Here is a 22,830-nt window from a genome sequence, read left to right as displayed (position 1 = left end):
GTTGCCAACAAAGTACTGTGTTAAAAAACAAGTAAAATTTCATTAATTTTTCACTAACGTACTTTTATATTCTTTATCAAATATTAACCCTGATTTAGCAATAGCAAAGGCTTGTTTTAATAACTTATTACAACCGCTATTAAGGCTAGTTTTTTGCTTTTTCCCTTTGGCTGCGCCTTGCATGCTTTGTTGTATTTGCAAGCGCTAAAACTGCACATAAACAATAAATTTCTAAGTTTTTGATTACCCATTTCACTAATTCGTGGTCGCCCTTTTACACTACTACCACTTTGCCTAATCACAGAAGTTAATCTGGCATAACTGCATAATTCGCTAGCGCTAGAAAACGTTCAAATCCGCCTGTTAAAACGATAAGCATAATAACTGTTTTTCTACCTATTTCTGGTATTGTTTTTATACGTGTAAATAAATCTTTATGCGTCTCTTTTGTGCTTTCTTATTTATGTATAAATTTAATGAATTGTAAACTTAAGACGTATATAAAAAATATAGCGAGTCGTTGCTAACACAAAGGTTCGGACATTTTTAGGAAGTCGCCAAGTTTTAAAATTTGACAAATTCCTAAAAATAAAATAATTATTAAAATTTAAAAATTCGGCTTGTGTTTAACCGAATAGATAATGCTTATTTTCAGCGCTACTTTTCATATACACGACCGTTGTAGCACATTTGAAAAAAACTCGAAGCCATAAAATAATTTGTAACAAAACATTTTTTTATTCGTCAAATAGGTGAATCAAAAAAAACTAAATATGAAACTCATCGAATTTAAAATTGAATCAGATATTGTGAAAATTGAAAGAAATTTTTTCGGAAATGAACGTGTATTTGTTAACGAATTATTAGTAAGTAAGAAAAGAACATTGTTTGGGACAAATCATAATATTAAAATAGGAAATCTTGATTACGAAATAAAATACACAGTAAAAGATTGGTGGAAAAAATGGACTGGAAAACCTACTTTCCTATTACTATCTGGAGAAACTGTAATTTCAGAATATAAAATTAAGAATTCAATGTTTTTTTCAATTCAATTTACACTATCACTTATTGTTTTTTATGGAATTTCAATTATTGTTTTTGCTGTAATTGACTCGGCTAAAAGAGGATTTGTATTTAACGCTCATTAATTTAAAATCTGAGAATAAAAACGTGCTACAACATAGTATATAGCTATGTAGTTGATTAATCGAAGTTAAGGCATATTTGCGAGTCCGCCAATTTTTTGAATTTGGCTTATTGAGAAAAAAGATAATAAGAAAAATTTAAAAATTCGGCTCGTACTTCATTCGAAACTAATTATTTAATTCGCACACTATAAGCCATATACAGAGACGTTGTCGCTAATTTAAACCCAGCTATCATATAGCAAGAGACTTAATTAAAAAATGTTATGCGAATAATAATAGTAATAGCTTTAATAATCTTAACAGTTTCTAAAATAACTATCAAAAGTGATTTAACAAAAGAAAATCTTAAAGGAAAAGTAAGAAGTGTTCTGTATTATTCAAATGAAAATCCAACTAATTACTCATCTATAAGTAACTATGATGAAAAAGGGAATTTAATAGAAACGATATATTTTGATTGTAAAAATGCTGAATGGGTAGAATCTAGAAGGTTTAAAAAAAAATACAAGTATTACAAAAATAATAGTATAAAAATGATTGAACACCTTGAGTACTATGATAATGATAGTAAATATCTAAGAGGCAGAATCGTAGAAAAATACAATAAACAAGGTAAGTTGATAAATGAAATAGATTATGAGACTTTGTATAATGTAGAAGAAAATAGACCTTATAATCCATATAAAGATATATACACTAAAGATACTGTAATTTATAATAAAAAATTAAACATGCAAACGACTTATAGATATCATTCAGATGGAACTTTAATGTATTCTTGGATTGAAAAATTTGATTATAAAAAAAATCTTATTGAATCAAAATCATATAATCATAATGATTCATTATCTGCAGAGCATAGCTATAATAGTAAAGGACTTGAAAAAGAATTAATTGTTTATGGAAATCATCAAAAAGACACATTACATAAATATATTTCTACATATGACAACCTAAATAATAAAACTAAATACAGTAAATACGAAACTCGAAATAAAGAAATCACTATATATAATTACGAATATAAATTCGATAAAAATAAAAATTGGATACTTCTCAAGAAACTTAAAGAAGGAGTAATTATCGACACAACAAGAAGAAAAATAGTATATTATAAAAAATAAAAAACTAGCGAAAACAACGGTAACCGTTGCACACCTCCTTAAAAAAGTACAAAAACAGCTTAAAATCTTTGATTTCAAGCTGTTTTCAATTTTGATACGCCTTTTTTTATATAAAATGCAAGTGGCTTAAAACATAGCATTCTAACGTTTATTAGATGTTTTTTTTTGCTTCAAATAAAAGCAAGTAGTCCCATAAAACTTTCTCGCAGGCTTTTCTTATATTTTAAATACTTTTTCAGATTATAGGCTGTTGCGGATAGGGTACTTTGGTAAATTTTGACAGGAATAATTCATCGATATCAGATATATTAAGTGCTTCCCTGCAGGTTCAATTCAAATACAAACATGAATCCTTAGATGTATCTAGTCTTACTAATGGTTTTTATATTTTAACTATTGAAGAAAATGCTATTATAAATAACCTAAAATTATTAAAAAATAATATCCAAAGTCCTAAGTACAACAGGTAAACTAAATCGATTTAAGGATTAACTGACGTAGCGTTCCTATTCCGTTTCAATTTATTACATTAGCCAATTAAACTTAATGCTAAGCACATTTCAAACCAATTTCATGAAAAAACAAGTCCTAATGTCTGTTATTTTATTCTTTTTAATAATAACAGGCTGTAAAAACAAGGAAAACTATTCAGAAAACACTAAGAGTACTGAAACTAAGAGTTCTGAAACTTCTAAAACTAAATTCGAAAATAATGTACTCGCTTTCAACTACCCTAAAGATTGGACGATTACAGATAGTGAAACCATAGAGAAAGGTATTCATTATTTAGCAATTGAAAAAGAAGGATTAAATTCTAGTGGTATTATGACCATCATTTCATTTGAAGATCTAATTGATTTAGATGACTCTATCATGATGAATATTGAGGAACTACAAAATAATTCTCTTATTCAAAACTTAAATTTTGACACCATAAAAGATAGCCAATTTAATACTATTACCTCTCGAGCTTTACATTTTGACTTTAGTACAATAGGTATTAAACAAGAAGGCATGATATACGCCTTTAGCAATACGAGTAATTCTGTAGTCATACTTAAACAGGAAGCACTTGAAGATATAAAAGAAAACAGTGATGGTTTTAATACCATCGAAAACAGTTTTAAAATAAAGTAAACCCCCTTATAAATGCACAATTAACTTTTTTTTATAATGTCATGACGTGCTTATTGCAGTAAACATAAATACTAAAATAATTTAGTTAAGCATATACAAAAGCGACCAAATAGGTCGTTTTTTTATTCAATAATCATCAACCATTTAGCCAACTTACTGTTTTACAAATAGTAATAATCTTGTGGTTTATCCGAGATACCCTGAAGTCCGTATTAAAAGAAATTTATTGTAAGAAAAACGGACTCAATAATTTTGGACTATTCCATTCGTAGACTAAAATTATCGTGTTAATTTAAAATCTAACACGCAAAACATAACTAAACGTGTTATAAAAAAATAATATAGACTATTACTGTAACTAAAAACTTGACTGCATAAAATAAAACTATTAATTTCGGGCTTGAATTAAAATCTAATATACACTTACAATAAAATAATAAATGGGAAAAATTAAAATAGAAAGCGCAACTGGAGCAAAAATTTTTATTGATGGCAAAGGTTATGGTACAATAAAAAAAGAACATAAAGATTACGAAGTAGACAATGGTCCGCATGAAATTTATGCAAAATCCGCCTGGTGTGGTAGCCAAAAAATAAATATAAATAGTACTGATGATAAAATAGTAATCCTGACGCTAAGTAGTTTTAAAAATGAAGGTCTAGTTAAAGCTATATTTATGGCATTAGCAGGACTTCTTGTTTTTACTAAAAACTTAATATTCGGAATAATTGCTGGAATAGTATTTTTATATCCTTTATATTATTTAACCATTGGAAAAGATAAATACTTAGAGTTAGAAGAACAAAAATAGCGCTTCATAACAGCCTGTAATAACATCAACAAATAGAAAACTATTTTTGACACACTCTGTAACTACGCTTCTACCCCTTCATTATACCATTGTCTATACAACCAACTATGCTTTATAAAACACTTCAGGTTAAGTGCTACCTGGTCTTTATTCTACTTTTAAACACGCTATTACTTAATGCTCAAAACACTATGGACGATACTAATGATATTTTAAAAACCAAAAACAGAAATGAACTAATTCAATTAGCTAAAGACCTACTACAAGAAAAAAGACCAGATATTAGCCTACATCCTACCGACTTTGATATTAGAGTATGGAATAACAGATACGGTAGCATAGAAGTTCTTTTTAGAAGAATAATACGTTACGTTACCTACCCAACAAACGCTTTTAACTATGATATAACTGTAGATTTAGAAAAACAGGAGATTAGATTTGACACGGAAGAAAAACCATTCTATACGCCTTCTAAAAAAGCAAAACAAACAATTGAAGACTTAAAAGCAAAAGGCTTCTTACCTAAAACTAATGTACCAGATATTGAGTATACTATTACAGAAAATGCGGCGTATTATTTAATATCTTGTTTTGATAACCTTTATCAAATCGACAAAAGCACTATAACCAACAAAGAGCACCCATACTTAAGTAAAACACTGATAAACAAAAAAACAGGAGAACGTCTTTTTTTTAAAGGAAATAATCCATTTTACTTCCTTAGCCAGATAACATTCAAACATTATTATGAAGACCATTTATATGCTATTTTAAAAGAAGAACACTTATCCGATACAAACGCTGCTATTATTAAAATAGCGACTGCTATACTAAAAGAAAAACATCCTGAAATAACATTAGACCCTAAGGCTTTTGAAATTGTAATTTTAGGTAATTATAAAGATCTTATTGTAAAATACAGACGCTATATTAGGTTTAATAACACAAATAAAGACATCGCTTTTGATCTTGCTGTTAATATAATTACTAAAGAGGTTGCACCTTTTACTACGCCCGAAATCCCTTTTTATGAAGGGACATTATCAGACCTCAAAGCCATTAATACAATAGAGCATATAACACCTTTTGATTACCATTCTAACATAGAATATACTGTTTCAGAAAATGATGCGTATTTTTTTGTGACTAACATCTCTGAGAAATCGACAAAAAAATATTTTATAAATAAAAACACGAATACGGTTATTTGGAATAGTCAATCTTACACTTTGCAAATGAATAATCGTGAAGACCTATCATTACAAGAGCATTACAAGAGAATGACTTATTTATTTGATGTTAAATCAGAAAATAACACCCCGTTAATCAATATGGCTTCGACAATCTTGAAAGAAAAACAATTTATTCCCAATATTAAGCTTGATGATTATCATATAACGTCTAAGGCTAGTAAAAATGAAGTCAACGTGACATTAACTAGAGTCATTAAGTTTATTCCATTGCGACACAAAAACAGAGCTCCCCTAGATTATAATTTAAAGGTCAATCTTGTTGAGAAAACAGTAGATCAAAAACCTGACAATTTTTATTTCCCTACCCCAGAAGATACCAATATGACCAAATTAGTTGAAACTCAATTAGTAAATTACCTTGGCACTGCGGAAGACATAGATTACCCTATAGAGATTATTGAGAACGATGCTTTTTTTAGTATCAAACTTTCAGGGTATTTTAATTTAAAAACATTAACTAAAAAACAGTATCGCATGGATAAAAAAACAAAACTCATAGAAGAGATTATATCTCCTGTCAATCCCATATACCCAAGTCCAGCGAGACGTCCTATTCCTAGAAAAGAAATCAAAGAGTAATTTATCACTTTAATTAAAGTAGCACCAATTAACTATTAGCCTCTAGTTTAAATACACTGCTAACAGTAAGTATTACAACGCTGTTACCTCTGCGTTATGTGGCCAAAAACTTTGATATCCCTAAAAATAAAAACACAATCATGAATCCCCTCTTCAAACAAACCCTTCACCTTTTTATACTTTCACTTATTTTGGTAAGCTGTAATAGCAATCAAAACAGCACTAATTTTCAATTAAAATCAGGGGATTTACTATTTCAAAATACTGGAACAAGCGACATAGCTAAAGCCATTAAGGACGTGACGACTACTTCCTTTTCTAAAAACTATTCGCATGTTGGGATGGCCATGCAAAAAGATAACCAATGGTTTGTAGTGGAAGCTTTCCCCAAAAAAGGAGTTTGCCAAACACCTTTAAAAACGTTCTTGAATAGAAACAAAAACAAATTCAATAAATCTCAAACCACGGTAGCAAGATTAGATCGCTACTACCAACCTTATATCACTAAAGCCACAACCTACGGAATGGAAAGAATAAACACGCCTTACGATGAGATTTTTTTATGGGATGACCAGTCTTATTATTGCTCAGAATTAGTGTACAAAATGTTTTCTTCTCAAGATTTACCAAAAGATGTCATTCCTTTTTTAACTCACCCTATGACCTTTAACGACAGTACAGGACACCCAATGCCTAGTTGGAAAACATATTACCAAGCACGCCACCAACCCATTCCTGAAGGTGTTGAAGGCACAAATCCCAACTTGATGGCTAGCAGTCCTCATATCACATTTGTACATGATTATGAGCGCGAATAAACAGCATACTAGTTTGATACTTCAAAGACTACTACAGCAACAAAGTGATCGCCTATAAAATAAAAGTGTAACGTAATGATTATGACTAAAATAAAAATCTCAATAAAAGCATATGGTTTAGTTGGTGATGATTTCGACGGAAAAGAGAGTCTGCAAGAAAAAATACTGCCTAAAGAGGCACTAGATTCAAAACTAACCGAAATAGATCTAAAGCAAATACTTGAAACGATAATTACTTCAATTAAAGACATAAAAGCATTATATCCCGATCAACAAACTGATATGATACGTCATAATGATAATAGATTGGACAGTATTAAGTTTGAAGTAACCTATTTTGACAAGACAGATGTTTGTCAGATGCTTGAAGAAAAAGCCCTATTCCAACAGGTAGCGAAGTACAACAACTTAGCACCATTAATTTTGGACTATTGCAACGTTACTGATGATGGAGAGGAAGGTTCTCGCGTTATGATCACACACGAGTATGATGAAGGCCCACCAGCAGGGACTTATGCTATACTCGCATTAGTGGATCAAGATAAAAAATGGATCTCTAATTATATCGAATATTTAAGAACAAACGCTCTAGATCATGAGGTTGAACAAATGTGGGATATAAAAAATATTATTACAAAATATGGCTGGTGTAAAGAAACCTATGAATTAGCCATTGCAAGACAAATAAGTTGTTGTGGACAATCAGGGAGAACACAGTTTGAACGTTTAATAAACGAAGGCCTTAAAACAGCACTTGATAATAAAAACCACAAAACCTTGTTTTTAGATTGTATCCTAAAAGAATTTATAGAATGGGACGCTTTTCAATTTAGATTAAAAGAAGGCTCTAAAGCGTATTTTCAAATATATGTAGTGTCTTATGTTAAGCATTTTGATGCACTACTAACACAAATTGAAATCACTACAATTGAAACTTTTCTATTACAAAAATGGGATGAGCATAATGAGTCCTAGTAAAACATAAAAAATAGTAAAACAAACGCACTGTAGAGTATAAAAAAGAATGCTATTAAGCGTATTAGTGTTACGAGCTCATATGAGCAGTCCCTTTTTAATCTTTTAAAGGCATTCAATTAGCATTGTTGGAACACAAGAAAGGATGACAAAATTAAAATAGAACCTTATAATTATACAGAATTGCCCCCAGACAATCAAATTAAGGCATTAAAATGTATGGTAAAAAAATGAGTTTGACATTTTAGAGCTATAAGAAGAATACCTACTCCTGCCCTCTTCAATTATTAAAATTAACCTTACTGTTTTTTATTCAATTGCATCATTTGATTGTTTCAAAAAAAAAGACGAACTTCGACTTTAACCAACTGTTGCTATCACACAGTCAAATTGTGTTATATCAGCTTTAACCTTTACATTATTTAATAATCAAAAGTGATATGAAAATTTACATTACAACCAATCTTATAAAAAAGTTTTTTCCCTTTTTACTTTTTTTTATCAGTCAAACCATAGTTATGGGGCAGACTGTGACTTACGAAGCTTCAAATAACGTTATAGCAAATCCCGAAAGAGGTCTGCAAAAATACTCAATAACATCTAATAATTATGCTACAACTTTAGGTGCGAATAACCTTAGTGTTGCTACATTAAATAATTGGAAAACTAGCACCGACAAAGTGACGGTTGTCTACCGCTATTTTATTTTAGATGCATTTCTAAATTCAGATATAAACGCGACTTATTTAAATAACATCCAAACCGATTTTGATAATATCAGAACATCTGGTCTTAAAATAATCACTAGATTCTCTTATTCAAATGCGCAAAGTACAGCGCCTCAGCAACCTTCAAAATCTCAAATATTGGCACATATTTCTCAACTAGCACCTTTATTAGAGACTAATAAAGATATCTTTTTTTCGATGCAAGCTGGTTTTATAGGCACTTGGGGAGAATGGTATTATACAAACTCGTCAGAATTTGGTACAGATGGTAATATCACGTCAACACAATGGTTAAATCGTAAAGAGATCATAGAGGCTATGTTGGCGGCAGCTCCTCCAGAAATCCCTATCCAAGTTAGATATGCAGGTATTAAAACCAATATGTATGGCAACACGATGCTTACTGAGCAAACAGCCTACCTTAATACCGCAAATGCTAGAATAGGTTTTTATAACGATGCTTTTCTAAATAATTATGGAGACCAAGGCACCTACTCTGTTTCTAATGAATGTACTAATCCAGTAGAAACAACAGAATATAACTATGTAGCAAACGAAACAAAGTTTTTACCTATGACTGGGGAAACTAATGGATTAAACCCATGTAATGATGGCTTTAGAACGACCAGTGACAATGCAATAAATGAAATGAATCTGACCCATTGGACAACCATTAATCGCGATTATTATATCCCTTTTTGGGAGGACATCATTAGCTCTAATGCTTATGATGATATATTAAAACAATTAGGGTATCGCTTTGTTTTAAACGCCTCTACAGTAACCACAAATACTACTGGTTTTGATATAAGCCTAAATATATCTAATGTTGGCTTTGCTAGACCTTTTAAACAAAGAGATGTGTTTTTAATAATTAAAAATACAGCAACAAATGTTATCACAACGGAGGTCATTGACACAGATATTAGAACTTGGGAAAACACGGTTTCAATAACCCAAGATTTCAATTTAGACGCAGAAGGAACTTATCAATTGTACCTATGGATGCCTGATAACGCACCTGCACTTAAAAACAATCCCGATTATAGTATTCAATTCGCAAATAATAATACTTGGGAAACGGCTACAGGTTACAATACGTTATTACAAACAATAACGTTTCAAACACTTGGAGTGGACCAATTTTTAGATGATAATAAAACAGTAATATACCCAAACCCAGCTTCAAATTTTATTACAATTGCGCTTAATCATGATAAAGAACAAAACATTAAAATCTTTAATATACATGGTCAATTAGTTAAGGAAGCCTCAATTTATAACAATCACAAACTAAATATATCAGAATTAGCCAACGGGATGTATTTTATAACGTTACTAAACGATAAATCACCAACACTTAAATTTATAAAACATTAGGTACTATTTAGCCAGAGGTTTTTCTAGGCGAGTCCGACTTTCTAAAAAAGTAAGATAATACGTATGACTATCATTAATTAAAAATGTTGGTCTCAACTAGATGATTAAAAAACGACGTCGGTTGTTGCACCACACAGACCATAAAGACCGCACAGCCTTAAAACCAACCTTTTCAATATATAAGCAACTCAGATTTAAAAAAAACAGAACTCATAACACCATTTAAAAGAGAGTCATGCCAGCGGAGTTGAGACTAAAACAACGCCTTTTATTTTCGCACTCAGAAAGCTAAAAAGCAGTATGTAAACCGCTTCATTAAACTTGACCTAAAGCAACTCTATTTTTAAAACCGGTAATTCATTTTAAATAATTATATTAATTTTATCCAAATTACCTTAAATAACATTTAAACACTTTCGGAAACTTTAATATTTCATCGTATTTCTATTATTAACAAAACCGATTTCAATGTATTAAATTAACGTTGTAAAAAAACAAATCACACGACAGCAGCATGCCATTAATTAAGAAACAAATCTCGCTTCTCTTTTTTTTATTTACTATTTTCTATACTAACGCCCAAGAAGAGAAAATATACTACGGTTCACCTAGTACCCGTGGTGCAGAATTTCATTTTAAAGAAGATAATAGCTACAACATTATTTTAAAAGAAGGAACACACGACACGTTTGATACTGGCAGAGAAACAGTTATTTTTATAGATAATATTGGTTATGATATTGAAGGCTTCCATGTTACCGAAGATTATGCCGAGGTTATCAAAGACAGTATTACTGTTAATTTTTATAGACGAGGCCTAGATTCAAAATATGAAAATTATTACTTAGGCTTTAAAGTCAAAGGAGATAAAAACTTCACCTACTTAAATTTAAGTTACGAAACATTATTTTTTAATACTGAAAAGGTGGAACCGTTTGCTTTTAACGGCTATTTGAGTATTAAAATACCAAGAACAACAGAAATTCAATTTATTTTCAAAGAAGAGGTCACCACTAAAAACGAAGATAAAAAAGAAACATACATTATGAATCAATTTTCGCTTTCAAAAAACGCGGCTAATGCCTTTGTAGACCAACGGGTTATAAGAGATAAAAACAACATATTTAATTCAAAATTTGCTGTTGCAGAAATATATGGGAGTACTCGAAAAATCCTTGATATTGACAACAAAGCATTTTCTTCACTTTTTACACCATCAACATATGTAAAACGTACTAAAATAGATTCTTTTACTAATTGGAAAATTCCTGCAGAGGTTAAAAAAGAAGTTTACAAAAAGTTTAATAATCCTAAGTATGAATACAATCCAGTAATAACAATAAGTCCTTCATCTAGAAATGAAGCCTATAAAAAATATGAATTCAACCATTTAAAAGAAGCTGTTGCAGCTGTAAAAGCAGACGACTCTAAAGTATTATTAGTCTTTAATTCCTTACTTAGAAATAACGATATCACCTATTTTAATTACATTTTTTATGGCATTTATAGTGATGCAGAAAAGTCGTATTTAAGTGAATATAACTATGATAAGTTTTTAGTTTATTATATAAAGCCAGAAGACTTAACTGAACTTTCAAAATATAGACAAGAAAGTACTGATGAAGTCTTTGCACTAAATAGCGATTTAGATATTGTATATACCGAAGCTATTAATACTGAACGTTTTTACTACAAGTACCATGGTATAGATCAAGAATTATCAGAAAATCTTTTAGCTATCAAAGAATTAAATAAACTAAAAAGAAAATTAACAGCAAAAAGCACAACTGCTAAAGACTTTTTAAATTTAGGCAAGCAGCGATATCATGATTTTATTGATGTAGCCATTACCAAGAGAGAAAAAAGTGCTGATGAGCTTAGAATTGAATCCCAAATACACATAATTGGAGAAAGTAAGAATGCTTACCCTGGGTTTAAGACCAATGTGCAATACTTCTATCCGCAAATTGATTATAAAGATATTAGGCAAGAGTTAGATCGATTGGTAGAAGCGCATAAAAAGGATACCACTATTGATTTTGACTATGCTAAACTGGCCTTCGATTTTATTACTGTGGAGTCGTTTTTTGATGATATAGCGGGCGAAAAAGGAAATTATGCACCTACTAAAATATATTATGAGTTTTGTTTGTACCTCTCTAGATTTCCTGTTGAAACATCAAAAATTCATAATAAATCTTCAGAGCGGTTTAGTCAAAATCAATATGCTACTATTAGAGAAATACTTAAAAGTAGACATGGAGATGAAGCTATGCATCCGGCTTTGGTAACCGCCATTTATGAAAATTTAAATAACATGGAGTCTGAAAAATACTATTCCATTTTCTACTATTATATCTACCTATATAATAATCAGAAATTAAGTATTGAGAAATTTGATGCATTGGTAAATGAAGTCGCTCCTTTAGATGACAATTTTACTGAACAGTTAGAATCATTTTATAGATCATGCGAATGTATTTACATTGATGATATGACGTATCTTTTATCGACTTTAGGTAATGCAATGGCTTGGGATGTGGTAACAAAAAACAATACCGATAAGAGTTTACTTGAGAAAGCCCGAAAATGGTCAAAAATTTCAGTTGAATTATCGCCTGACAGTCATTATTATGTCGATACGCTTGCCAACTTAGAGTATTTTTTAGGAAATAAAGATAGCGCAATGGCATTAGAATCTAAAGCGATCCAAATGGCTACTGAGAGTAATCATGAAAATCTTGCGGAATACAAAACAACCTTAGAAAAAATAAAACGTAATACATTAACGCACTAACCATGCACTCCACAACAGGACCTTTACTTAATATGACATCGTTTAAATACTTTAAAGTAACCGTTAGTCTAAAATTGAAGGTCCTTTTTTTTACTGATAAAGTCAAATACTTTAAAGGCGATAACTAGCAATACGTTTGGGCCCAGAAAGCATACATTTTTTTCGCATTAGTTAATTTAACCTCAATATGAAAAACACTTTAATTTTATATGTTATAGTCTTTTCTTTATTTGCTTGTAAAGAAAATAAAAAGGATAATACGACACTACTTAATAATCCAAATGTAATATCTTCTGACGACGTTTTTGCAAAAAACAAATTAGAAGGCAAGACCGTTGAAGAACTTCGTATACTTCGGAATGAAATATTTGCTAAAAAAGGATATATTTTTAAAGATTCTATTTTAAATAACTACTTTTTAGATCAAAAATGGTACAAACCAAACAAAAATGCACAAATAGTACTTTCTAGTTCAGAAAAGAAAACGATTGAATTAATTAAAGAAGCAGAAATTAAACTACTCAAGTTTAATACTCCAAAAGGGTATCAATTAGTTACAAAAAGTGATGCAAATGGGCGCCCTATTAATCAAATAGCATATGATTTTGATAATGATGGTATAGAAGATATTGTATCACTAGGAAAAAACATTAAAAACGAAACGGAGCATACATTATTTATTTATCTAAGCTCTAAAACAAAGTTTGAAAGAATAAAGTTAAACAGTAATGCCGATTTTAGAATATTTCCGTTTCAATTAGAGCTTAAAAAGGGCGAAATCTCCTATGGTTTTTGTGAAGATGGAACGTCTGCATTATGCCGTACGTTTACACTAAAATATAATTCAAAAGTTAAGACTTTTCAATTAATTAACTATGTTTCATCTTATAGAATTATGTACGGACATCTCTCAAAAGAAATAAACTTAATATCTGGAACTTATAACGTTATAAAGGAAGCTAGTACCATAACCGATTCTGATAATATCATAAAAACTAGTAATAAAGGCAAGCAAGAAACTAAAGTGATCACTTCCGACTTGATTAACCCTAAATTATACAATTACTTAGACGCTATTGGTAATCAATTTGAAGAAGATGTAGCCATTGATGACTATGGCTATCAATTAACCGATTGCAGTACAGAAATCATTAGAAAATTACAATTAGAGTTTGACTTTGGAGCCCTAAATTATATTGGAGATAGTCACGTTTTTATTAAAGAATTAAAAGATTTTGTAAAAGGAATTGATTCCGAACATTTTTCAAATTCTGATCATATAAAATTCTCGAAATCTTATTACTTACATAGAAATTGGGTTTTAGATTATATTAAAGAAGATGAATGTGAGGACGAAATAGTCTTAATCTATGACGAGCTAAATAAAACCTTTACAATCCAAATTAATAATTGTGCTTTAGTTAAAGAAGATGAGGAAGTAATACACACATCGGAGCAATCAACATTTATTGAATTTAAAATAGGAAAAAATTGTTCCTATTCATTTTATAGAATAAGTGCAGCGGGATAATACTTCAGTTATCCATAAATAAAAACATATGACCATTGCTATTTAAAGTCTTTGCTTCTTTATAAAGTCCCACGTTTTTAATTTGACGTAGCAGCACTCCTCAAAGGCACTATTTATCCTCTCCCCTACGCTATATACACACCCCTTTTCAATTATTAAAGTTAATCTTGCCACTTACTTTTATAATTAAACACTTGATTGTGTCATTAAAAATGACGAACTTAGGTTGGAAACTAGCGACTGATAGTAGGTGTTAAAATGAAATCAGATCAGCTTAAAATTAGCCGTAATTTAATATTCATTTACTGAATTCGAAAAAAAATGAACCAACCCTATAAGCATTATACCGTTGAATATAATAACCTTATACATCAAGATCATTGGTTACCTCGTTTACTTAGTGGCTCATATCAAATACAAGGCTTAGAAGGAAAAAAAGGTGTTTTGTTTTCAAATTCTATTTTAGAAAAATTTATTTTAGCAGAAGAAAAACATGATATCTTTAAATTAACTTCTGGTAAAAACAGAAGACTTAGAACATTCTCCACTGGCGAGCAAAGAAAGGCATTACTTTCTTTTTTACTTCAACAAAACCCTGATTTTATTGTCCTATCTAACCCTTACGAAGGTTTAGACAAAACCTCTGTATCCCTATTAAAAAAGCAATTATTATCCTTATCTAAAAAAATACCTACCATATTTATGGTTAATAGGCAAGATGATTTATTACCCATAATTACACATGTCATTCAATTTAATAAAGACCAACTTAAAGCAGTTATACCTATTGAAGACTACCATTTAAAAAAAAGTGTTTTTATTTTTGATAAAGACATCCCGCCAGCAATAACAGTGTATAAAGATATGCCTGAGGTGTTAGTAGAACTGAAGGATGTAAATGTGAGTTATAATGACTCTCCCATTCTACATAATATTAATTGGACGATAAAAAAGAATGAATTTTGGAAATTAACAGGTCCAAATGGCGCTGGTAAAACGACGCTGTTAGCGCTGATTTATGGCAATAACTCCAAGGGGTATGGTCAGGAAGTCTATCTTTTTGGTAAGAAAAAAGGCACAGGGGAAAGTGTTTGGGATATAAAACAGCGCATTGGCTATATTAGTCCTTCTATGTTGGAATTGTTTAAACTAAGCCATACCGTAGAGCAAATGATTGTTTCGGGCTTTTTTGACAGTATAGGCTTGTACCAAACCCCTTCTACTCTACAAAGTAATGCGGCAGCCAAATGGATGGAGGTATTAAATTTAAGTAAAGAAAAAAACACGCCTTTTCTAAAATTACCCTCAGCCACTCAACTATTAATATTAATAGCCAGAGCCATGATTAAACACCCACCTTTGCTAATCTTAGACGAACCTTTAATTAATGCAGATGATACAGGTGCAGCTCTAATTATTGCTTTAATAAATAAAATAGCAAAGGAAAGTGCAACAAGTATTTTGTTTGTTTCACATCGATATGAGTCTAATATTCAAACCGATTTTACTTATCAGCTTTCTCCCACACCAAATGGATCTGTAGGTATCAAGACATCCCAGAATATGCCTAAATCAAAAAATTAAACCGGCTCTATTGCGACTAGCAATACAACTCAAGAACGTATGCAGCAGCTCGCAAATCATCACATCAAAAGGTTTTACATCTTTGACACAGTCTTCCAGTTTAAGTATAGACTACAACTTGTACTCCTATCCCCATTTTTAAACCTCAAAAACCACTAAGACTAATAGTACTGCTGTAGTACTCAACCTTTTTACAACAATGAGGTTTCCCGTAAACAGCCTACAACTAATTAGCGTACATTTAATCCCTAATTAACAGTAAAATATACGTAGTTCTACGTATTGCAAGGCCACTTTATAAATTGTAGCTTAGCTTTTTAAAACAAAAGTGAGGAACTAAAGATCTGGATATCAAGTAATATATACGGGATATGTGGAATAAAGGTAATCATATAACGAGTTATGTATCATTTCGACAAACATCCTGAATGAGAGAATATTATAACATAGAATTAAAATTTAAGGATAATAATATTTCTAAAGAAAACTTTCTTGCGCATCTATATATTTCGGATGAAAAAATGTATTTTCAAATAATTGATAATAATGAAACATCCTTAATTGACCGACAATTTTCAATGTCAAAGAAATCTCTAGGACTATTCGAAGATAATTTTGAAATTGTAAATTCAGAAATCCCCCTATTATTTGACCAAAGTAGAATATATAAAATCAGATCTTTTGAAAATGACATTCAGAATAAGTACTTCACCATTTATGTAAGCAAAATTGCTTTAGTATTTTCTAACAGCCATAAAGAACGTATAAATGAGGGTAAAGCCTATTTAAGTAGTAATGGGCTAAAAATTGTTAATACATTTTATTCGTTTTTTACAAATTTTAAGGACAAAAATGAATTTTCAATTTCTCGTATGAATGAAATGCAAAATTTCTATAAAGCTCAACAATTAACTTTTAGACCAGAACTAGAATTTTCAAATAATGAAAAACGAGGTAGTAATGAATTTACAATAAAAAAAATTCCAACATTAAATTATAAATTTATTAATAATGACTTTCACCAAGTAAAGAAAACTATTCAAATAATATGCAATTTTATTTCATTGTGCTATGGAGTTAAAGTTATATTCGAAAGTTTGACATACAGAACTGAAGATAAAATATTTATTTATAGAGATACATCACCAAATAATAAAACATTTGTTTCTGACTTTGCTACAATATTTACACACTTAGAAAAGAATTATCGCATTGAAAAAATTCTAAAATCTAATTGGTACGATAATTACATAAAAGAGGAAAAAAAATTTAATAAGGCTATAGAGAACTATTTGCATTCCAGAGAAGTGGACTTGAGTGCTTCATTTTTATTATTATTTAATATAATTGAAGTTTTCAATATTAAACAAGAGATAGAAAAATTTGAATTTAATGAATCAAAACAAATTCAATTTGAAAAAGCATTTGAAGAAATTTTAATTTCATTAAAAAGAAAAGAAGATATTGAATTATTGAGAGATAAATGGAATGGTATAATTAATAAAATAGAATTAAAACCTTTTAAAAGTCCTTTAGAACAAACATTGATACTAAATAACATTAATACATTAGACTTTGGCTATTCATTTAATAAATTAAAAAAAACACGTGATAAATTAACTCACGGAAGTGTAAATTCAATAAATGAACAGAGTTTAAAATCTCAGATGTATTGCTTAAGAAATGTTTCATTACGCTTAATATTGGCTAATTTAGGATTTATGAATGATTTAAAAAACGTCACATAATCGAGTAGACGGCTCCGACTAAAATAGTCGGAGTGCGACTCTCACACCACCGTACGTACGTAACTACGTTAGTCCTTTTGTCTCTATTGATACTAGCAATACAACTCATGAACGTATACGGCAGCTCGCAAATCATCACATCAAAAGGTTTTACATCTTTGACACAATCTTCTAGTTTAAGTATAGACTACAACTTGTACTCTTATCCTCATTTTTAAACCCAAAAAACCACTAAGACTAATATTACTGCTGTAGTACTCAACCTTTTTACAACAATGAGGTTTCCCGTAAACAGCCTACAACTAATTAGTGTACATTTAATACCTAATTAACAGTAAAATATGCGTAGTTCTATGTATTGCGAGGCCTCTTTATAAATTGTAGCTTAGCTTTTTAAAACCTAAATCAGGAACGAAAAGTGCGGATATCCCACAATATTTAGGGGATATTCACTACTTTAGTTGCTATATAACGAGTTGTAAAACATTTAGTAAGAACTACCCGAAATGAAATATTATATTATTTTACCAATTCTCATTCTTTTCATAAATTTTTCTTGTTCTCAATGCCCAAAACAAATAACATTAGAGAATTATTATTTGTCAAAAAAATCTAAGAACAAGTTCCCCTACCTAAATGGAGAAGGAAAATTAATATTTAAAGACTCTTTAAATAACAAATTAACATTTCAACTTAAATCTTCAGATACAACTTACCTTTCCGATTTTGAATGGGAAGAAAACTGTGCTTTAAACGATTCCATCAATAAAAAGATTAAAATAAATGCTAAAAGAGAGTGGCAAAATGTTGTATTTATACCTGACACATTAATAAACTTAACATTTAATATTTTTATTAGACAGAAAGTTCAAATTGATGCCTCAGATTTAAATAATATCAAGGAAATTGACGGAATACAAATTTACAGGGCGAATGTAGGTCAAATGAATATTGTTACAGATTTGAAAAATTTTTATCTTGAAGAAGAATCTGCAGAAAAAGTTGATAGCATTATAATTAATGGTAGATTATTTAAAAATGTATTAAAATCTAAATATATGAATAGTGGAGGTATATATTATGATATGAAAAAAGGAATAGTCGCAATTAAAGAATACCAAGAAGGTTTTGAAAAATCTAAATATTGGACTTTAGATAGTATTATCTATTGCGAAAAATATAAAGAACCTAAAAGAATTACAGAAAAAAGCAAATATGATAAATTAAAAGAAAATTATGAGCTTTTTGGAAAGTGGGAAATATTTGATTCTAATAGTGGCGGAAGTTTTCCATTTGAAATTTATCAAAAGGGAATTGAATTTATTGCTGTTGTTCCTTGGGGTAGCTATGAAACTGACACTCTTATAAAAAATGGTAATAAGTTTTCTGAAAAAGGAATTGACAAAGGGGAATACTATATTATTGACTCAGATAAGGAAATGACATTATTTGATGGAAATGGAAATAGTTTAGCAGATGAAGGTTATACTGCGAAGAAAAAATAAAAATATTTCATTGTACTTAAATTAATTGTGGAGAATTACCTAATTAAATTTAAATTATGAATTGACTGAAGAATAAAAACGTTTTACAACAAAACCTATAAACAATACGGACTTAGGGTTTTAAACGCCAAGGTCTGTGTATATTTATGATGTCGCAAAATCTTTGGGATTTCGCTTTGACACAAAAAAAGAAAAAACAAAACCAAAAGATTTCGCTTTGTGCGTGGCAGAAAGCAAACGCCAGTTTGCTCCCGTACTGTTCATAGCTAAACCGTTGTGCATAATGTCCCAAAACCGCAGAAAACAAATGAAAAACCTGAATGGAACTTGGCTAAAGATTAAAACAGGAGACGACTATTGTCGACCAGAATTTATTGAATTCAATAATGACCAAATCATTCATTTTGAACTTGAATTAAAAAGTGGAAATGAATTATCAAAAGTCCGAACTGAATGGAGTGAGAAACTTTCCGAATCAAAATATGAATTCGTAAATAACAATCGAATACGAATATTCAGAATGGGAAAAACTCACACTGTGTTGAGCGAAACTGAATCTAAAACAGAAGATACTGAATTTGCGACTGATTATGAAAGAATTGAACCAACCAAAACGGAACTTGAATCTAAAAAAATTGAGACGCTCAAATTCAAAGCACAGTGGAATAAAGAGAAAATACCATTAACGTTCAACAAAATTTTGGATAGTCCAGTAATCCAAGAAATGAACAAAAGTATGAAAAGAAATGGACGGAAATTAATATTAGAAAATTTGCAAGGAACTTATTTCGCATCGATTTACGAAAATGGTGAACGAGAAACATTAATTGGAATAAAGGAAATTGATGAGGAAAAAGCTATCCTATTTGGATTTTCCGAAAAACCGTATGAAATTAAAACTGAGTAAAAAACACTATGCACAATCGAGTAGACGGCTCCGACTAAAATAGCCGGAGTGCGCCTCTCACACTAACGCACGTACGTAACTACGTTGGTCCTTTCGTCTCTATTGCTACTAGCAATACAACTCAGGAACGTATACGGCGGTTCGTAAATCATCACACCAAAAGGTTTCACATCTTTGACAAAATATTCCAGTTTAAGTATAGACTAAAACTTGTACTCTTATCCCCATTTTTAAGTCTCAAAAACCACTAAGACTAATAGTACTGCTGTAGTACTCAACCTTTTTACAACAATGAGGTTTCCCGTAAACAGCCTACAACTAATTAGTGTACATTTAATCCCTGATTAACAGTAAAATATACGTAGTTCTACGTATTGCGAGGCCACTTTATAAACTGTAGCTTAGCTTTTTAAAACAAAAGGGAGGAACTAAAGGTGCGGATATCCAACAATATTTAGGTGATATGTGGAACAAAGGTCTCCATATAACGAGTTGTGCGCAATCAAAAAACCCATCGTAAAACATTGAAATTATGACCTATTCAATTGGACAAGAATTAGTTTTCACATCACCTAACGGAAAAAAAGAAAAAGTAGTTATCCTAAAAAGAGCAGTAGATTATGAAAACGGAGTCATAAACGAACCGAATTATCGTGGGAATTTTGATTATTTCGCTTCAGTTGAAAGAAACGGTCAAATAGAAAATATTTTTTGCCAACACAACGAACTATCTTAAAAACAACTTTATGAATTCATTGAATTTTGGGAAAGACACAGCAAATGACAAATATCAAGAATTTTTGCAAGATTATGACGAATATTCAAAAGACGATTTATCAGCTAAAAAAGCTAAAAGACTAGCAAGTAGTTCTTGGCATTTAGTTGACTGGACTTTTGAGGAATATAAAACCGAACATAACTTTGACAAAATTGGAGATTTTAGAGAATCACTTTATCCAAATTGTGAATCTTTAAAAATAATGCACGATTTAACAAATGCGTCAAAACACAAATTACTTTCACGTCCAAAAGCAGATTTGAAAAACACAAAAGAACATCAAGGAGATTATTGTAGTAAAGATTATAGTTCTGAAGACTTTGATGTTTCTTATCTTGAAATAGAAAAAAATGACGGAACAAAATTAAGTTTTCGAAAGGAGATTGGAAAAGTAAAAGAGTTTTGGATTGAATATTTTAAAGACAAATAAAGAGAAAGACTGCGCACAATCGAGTAGACGGCTCCGACTAAAATAGCCGGAGTGCGCCTCTCACACCACCGCACGTACGGGTCTCGTATACGGCGGTTCACCAAATTGAAGTTTGCGTATTATTAATATAATCTAACAAAGGTTTATACCCTTTTCGTTTAAGCCTAGAAGTTGTGATGGTAGTCTTTAAAATAGGACTTTGAGCTACTGCCCAACCTCCCATTCTGGTTCTACTCCAAGCATAAGCTTGTCCTGCCTCTACACCTAATTGAATCAAGTTTTTACGCTTGCGTTCTAGTTTTTTCCAATCGTGCCAAATACAATAGCGTAATCGATTTCTTAACCATTCATCTAGCTTTTTACTTTTTGCATAGATGTTTGTTAAGCGATAATTAGTCATCCAACCTCGGCAGACTTGGTTAAGCCGTTCAAGACGTTCTAACAACGACATCGGTTTGGTTTTCTTGGTGATACTTTTTAGATTACGTTTAAACTTTGCCCAACTATTCTTAGCTACCACTAATGCATATTGTCCTTTCACACCCTTTTTATAAACGGGTACAAAACCATGTCCGAGTAACTCAAAATTTAAAGGTCTACGCAGGCCACTTTTGGCTTTATTTATAGGCAATTTAAGTCTGTCTCTTAAAAAGACAAACAGTTTGTTTCCTATTTGTTTCGCCTCGCTTTTACTTTTAGCGTAAACGCTAAAATCATCAGCATAGCGCACATAACGCAAGCCCATACTTTTCATTTCTTTGTCCAATACATCTAACATAATATTAGATAATAAGGGACTTATTGGACTGCCTTGCGGGATTCCTTTTCTGCGCTTTTTGAGTCTTCCATTTATTAAAATGGGAACTCTTAGCCATTTTCGGATTAACCGTAAGGTGGTTGGACATTTTACCTTGTGGTAAATAAGTTGTAGTAAAATACAGTGGTCTACTTGGTCAAAGAATCCTTTTAAATCAATATCTACAATATCTTGGTAACCTGAATTGATATACGTTTGAGCTTGTAGTACTGCTTTTTGGATGTTCTTTTGTGGACGGAAACCGTAACTAACAGGTTCAAAATCATACTCAAAATGAACCATTAATTGCTGACTTACCGCCTGTTGTAGCCATCTATCTACTACTGTGGGTATTCCTAAAAGTCTAGTTTTACCTTGTCCTTTTGGAATGCTTACCCCTAATATTGGTTTTGGAGTATAGCGGTTTTCTCGAATGGTGGATAGTACTATTGAACGGTTTTCTAATATATATTTAGAAAGCTTCGTTGTTTTCATACCATCTACACCGCTCGCACCTTTATTGCGCTCCACTTGTCGTGTTGCTTTATAAAGGTTTGTCGCTGCTAATACGTTTTCAATCATAGGGTTAATAATACGTGTACTCCTGTTGCTCTAAAACTAGGCTAGCTAAGCATCCTAGTCGAATTACAACGTAATTTAATGTTCAGTCCTTCCTTACTTGTGAGACCTATGGGGTTTCCCAACTCGTTTCCTGTAAGTACTATGACTTCTGCTGACTTCTCCAAATAGTCAACTCGTAACTTTGGAGACCTCCCCAGGTAATGGCATCTTCTTTC

The 22,830-nt window shown here is 30.8% G+C and carries 17 protein-coding genes and 1 pseudogene; 16 read left to right on the top strand and 2 right to left on the bottom strand.

The annotated features are described in order from the left end of the window. Positions 1–42: 42 nt before the first annotated feature. A pseudogene (locus tag E9099_RS15640) lies at positions 43–448 on the bottom strand (transposase); the annotation flags it as partial. A gap of 325 nt (positions 449–773) precedes the next feature. Between E9099_RS15640 and E9099_RS15635 the strand changes: the two are divergent. From E9099_RS15635 to E9099_RS15560, 16 genes are all read left to right on the top strand, one after another. Further along, positions 774–1,151 (top strand): hypothetical protein, encoded by a 378-nt coding sequence (locus E9099_RS15635; RefSeq protein ID WP_136584466.1) that lies wholly within the window; start codon positions 774–776, stop codon positions 1,149–1,151. A 263-nt stretch (positions 1,152–1,414) separates the two neighbouring features. Continuing rightward, complete coding sequence (locus E9099_RS15630) at positions 1,415–2,275, top strand: hypothetical protein (protein WP_136584465.1); 861 nt, start codon at positions 1,415–1,417, stop codon at positions 2,273–2,275. A gap of 573 nt (positions 2,276–2,848) precedes the next feature. After that, the gene (locus E9099_RS15625; RefSeq protein ID WP_136584464.1) at positions 2,849–3,412 is read left to right on the top strand and encodes a PsbP-related protein; all 564 of its coding nucleotides are present in this window, start codon (positions 2,849–2,851) and stop codon (positions 3,410–3,412) included. A gap of 440 nt (positions 3,413–3,852) precedes the next feature. Beyond that, complete coding sequence (locus tag E9099_RS15620; RefSeq protein WP_136584463.1) at positions 3,853–4,224, top strand: hypothetical protein; 372 nt, start codon at positions 3,853–3,855, stop codon at positions 4,222–4,224. 107 nt (positions 4,225–4,331) lie between these two features. Continuing rightward, positions 4,332–6,056: a hypothetical protein gene (locus tag E9099_RS15615; protein WP_136584462.1), complete on the top strand. Its 1,725-nt coding sequence runs from the start codon at positions 4,332–4,334 to the stop codon at positions 6,054–6,056. Positions 6,057–6,196: 140 nt separating this feature from the next. Beyond that, positions 6,197–6,874, top strand: a complete 678-nt coding sequence (locus tag E9099_RS15610; protein ID WP_136584461.1) for a YiiX/YebB-like N1pC/P60 family cysteine hydrolase — start codon at positions 6,197–6,199, stop codon at positions 6,872–6,874. Positions 6,875–6,955: 81 nt separating this feature from the next. After that, positions 6,956–7,849, top strand: coding sequence for a hypothetical protein (locus E9099_RS15605; RefSeq protein WP_136584460.1), 894 nt, complete (start codon positions 6,956–6,958; stop codon positions 7,847–7,849). Between the two features lie 440 nt (positions 7,850–8,289). Further along, on the top strand, positions 8,290–9,957 hold the full coding sequence (locus E9099_RS15600) for a DUF4832 domain-containing protein (RefSeq protein ID WP_136584459.1): 1,668 nt from the start codon (positions 8,290–8,292) through the stop codon (positions 9,955–9,957). Between the two features lie 514 nt (positions 9,958–10,471). After that, positions 10,472–12,754 (top strand): hypothetical protein, encoded by a 2,283-nt coding sequence (locus E9099_RS15595; RefSeq protein ID WP_136584458.1) that lies wholly within the window; start codon positions 10,472–10,474, stop codon positions 12,752–12,754. Positions 12,755–12,941: 187 nt separating this feature from the next. Next, positions 12,942–14,285: a YARHG domain-containing protein gene (locus E9099_RS15590; protein WP_136584457.1), complete on the top strand. Its 1,344-nt coding sequence runs from the start codon at positions 12,942–12,944 to the stop codon at positions 14,283–14,285. A 321-nt stretch (positions 14,286–14,606) separates the two neighbouring features. After that, positions 14,607–15,869 carry an ATP-binding cassette domain-containing protein gene (locus E9099_RS15585; protein ID WP_136584456.1) on the top strand — a complete coding sequence of 421 codons (1,263 nt, stop codon included), beginning with the start codon at positions 14,607–14,609 and terminating at the stop codon, positions 15,867–15,869. 428 nt (positions 15,870–16,297) lie between these two features. Next, on the top strand, positions 16,298–17,617 hold the full coding sequence (locus E9099_RS15580) for a hypothetical protein (RefSeq protein ID WP_136584455.1): 1,320 nt from the start codon (positions 16,298–16,300) through the stop codon (positions 17,615–17,617). A 599-nt stretch (positions 17,618–18,216) separates the two neighbouring features. Further along, positions 18,217–19,122 (top strand): hypothetical protein, encoded by a 906-nt coding sequence (locus E9099_RS15575; protein WP_136584454.1) that lies wholly within the window; start codon positions 18,217–18,219, stop codon positions 19,120–19,122. A gap of 136 nt (positions 19,123–19,258) precedes the next feature. Next, on the top strand, positions 19,259–20,029 hold the full coding sequence (locus tag E9099_RS15570) for a hypothetical protein (RefSeq protein WP_136584453.1): 771 nt from the start codon (positions 19,259–19,261) through the stop codon (positions 20,027–20,029). Positions 20,030–20,561: 532 nt separating this feature from the next. Continuing rightward, complete coding sequence (locus E9099_RS15565) at positions 20,562–20,765, top strand: hypothetical protein (protein ID WP_136584452.1); 204 nt, start codon at positions 20,562–20,564, stop codon at positions 20,763–20,765. Positions 20,766–20,775: 10 nt separating this feature from the next. Next, positions 20,776–21,237, top strand: a complete 462-nt coding sequence (locus E9099_RS15560) for a hypothetical protein (RefSeq protein WP_136584451.1) — start codon at positions 20,776–20,778, stop codon at positions 21,235–21,237. A 97-nt stretch (positions 21,238–21,334) separates the two neighbouring features. On the opposite strand, the gene ltrA is transcribed toward E9099_RS15560, so the two are convergent. Continuing rightward, the gene (gene ltrA / locus E9099_RS15555; RefSeq protein ID WP_136581767.1) at positions 21,335–22,615 is read right to left on the bottom strand and encodes a group II intron reverse transcriptase/maturase; all 1,281 of its coding nucleotides are present in this window, start codon (positions 22,613–22,615) and stop codon (positions 21,335–21,337) included. Positions 22,616–22,830 lie beyond the last annotated feature (215 nt).

The organism is Psychroserpens sp. NJDZ02 (genome assembly GCF_004843725.1).
Classification (GTDB): Bacteria; Bacteroidota; Bacteroidia; order Flavobacteriales; family Flavobacteriaceae; genus Olleya.
This window is presented reverse-complemented; position numbering and strand designations above follow the sequence as displayed.

Coding starts and splice junctions, on each gene's coding strand:
- E9099_RS15600 (WP_136584459.1), top strand. CDS start 8,290: ATGAAAATTTACATTACAACCAATCTTATAAAAAAGTTTTTTCCCTTT.
- E9099_RS15605 (WP_136584460.1), top strand. CDS start 6,956: ATGACTAAAATAAAAATCTCAATAAAAGCATATGGTTTAGTTGGTGAT.
- E9099_RS15625 (WP_136584464.1), top strand. CDS start 2,849: ATGAAAAAACAAGTCCTAATGTCTGTTATTTTATTCTTTTTAATAATA.
- ltrA (WP_136581767.1), bottom strand. CDS start 22,615: ATGATTGAAAACGTATTAGCAGCGACAAACCTTTATAAAGCAACACGA.
- E9099_RS15590 (WP_136584457.1), top strand. CDS start 12,942: ATGAAAAACACTTTAATTTTATATGTTATAGTCTTTTCTTTATTTGCT.
- E9099_RS15615 (WP_136584462.1), top strand. CDS start 4,332: ATGCTTTATAAAACACTTCAGGTTAAGTGCTACCTGGTCTTTATTCTA.
- E9099_RS15595 (WP_136584458.1), top strand. CDS start 10,472: ATGCCATTAATTAAGAAACAAATCTCGCTTCTCTTTTTTTTATTTACT.
- E9099_RS15560 (WP_136584451.1), top strand. CDS start 20,776: ATGAATTCATTGAATTTTGGGAAAGACACAGCAAATGACAAATATCAA.
- E9099_RS15635 (WP_136584466.1), top strand. CDS start 774: ATGAAACTCATCGAATTTAAAATTGAATCAGATATTGTGAAAATTGAA.
- E9099_RS15620 (WP_136584463.1), top strand. CDS start 3,853: ATGGGAAAAATTAAAATAGAAAGCGCAACTGGAGCAAAAATTTTTATT.
- E9099_RS15585 (WP_136584456.1), top strand. CDS start 14,607: ATGAACCAACCCTATAAGCATTATACCGTTGAATATAATAACCTTATA.
- E9099_RS15580 (WP_136584455.1), top strand. CDS start 16,298: ATGAGAGAATATTATAACATAGAATTAAAATTTAAGGATAATAATATT.
- E9099_RS15565 (WP_136584452.1), top strand. CDS start 20,562: ATGACCTATTCAATTGGACAAGAATTAGTTTTCACATCACCTAACGGA.
- E9099_RS15610 (WP_136584461.1), top strand. CDS start 6,197: ATGAATCCCCTCTTCAAACAAACCCTTCACCTTTTTATACTTTCACTT.
- E9099_RS15630 (WP_136584465.1), top strand. CDS start 1,415: ATGCGAATAATAATAGTAATAGCTTTAATAATCTTAACAGTTTCTAAA.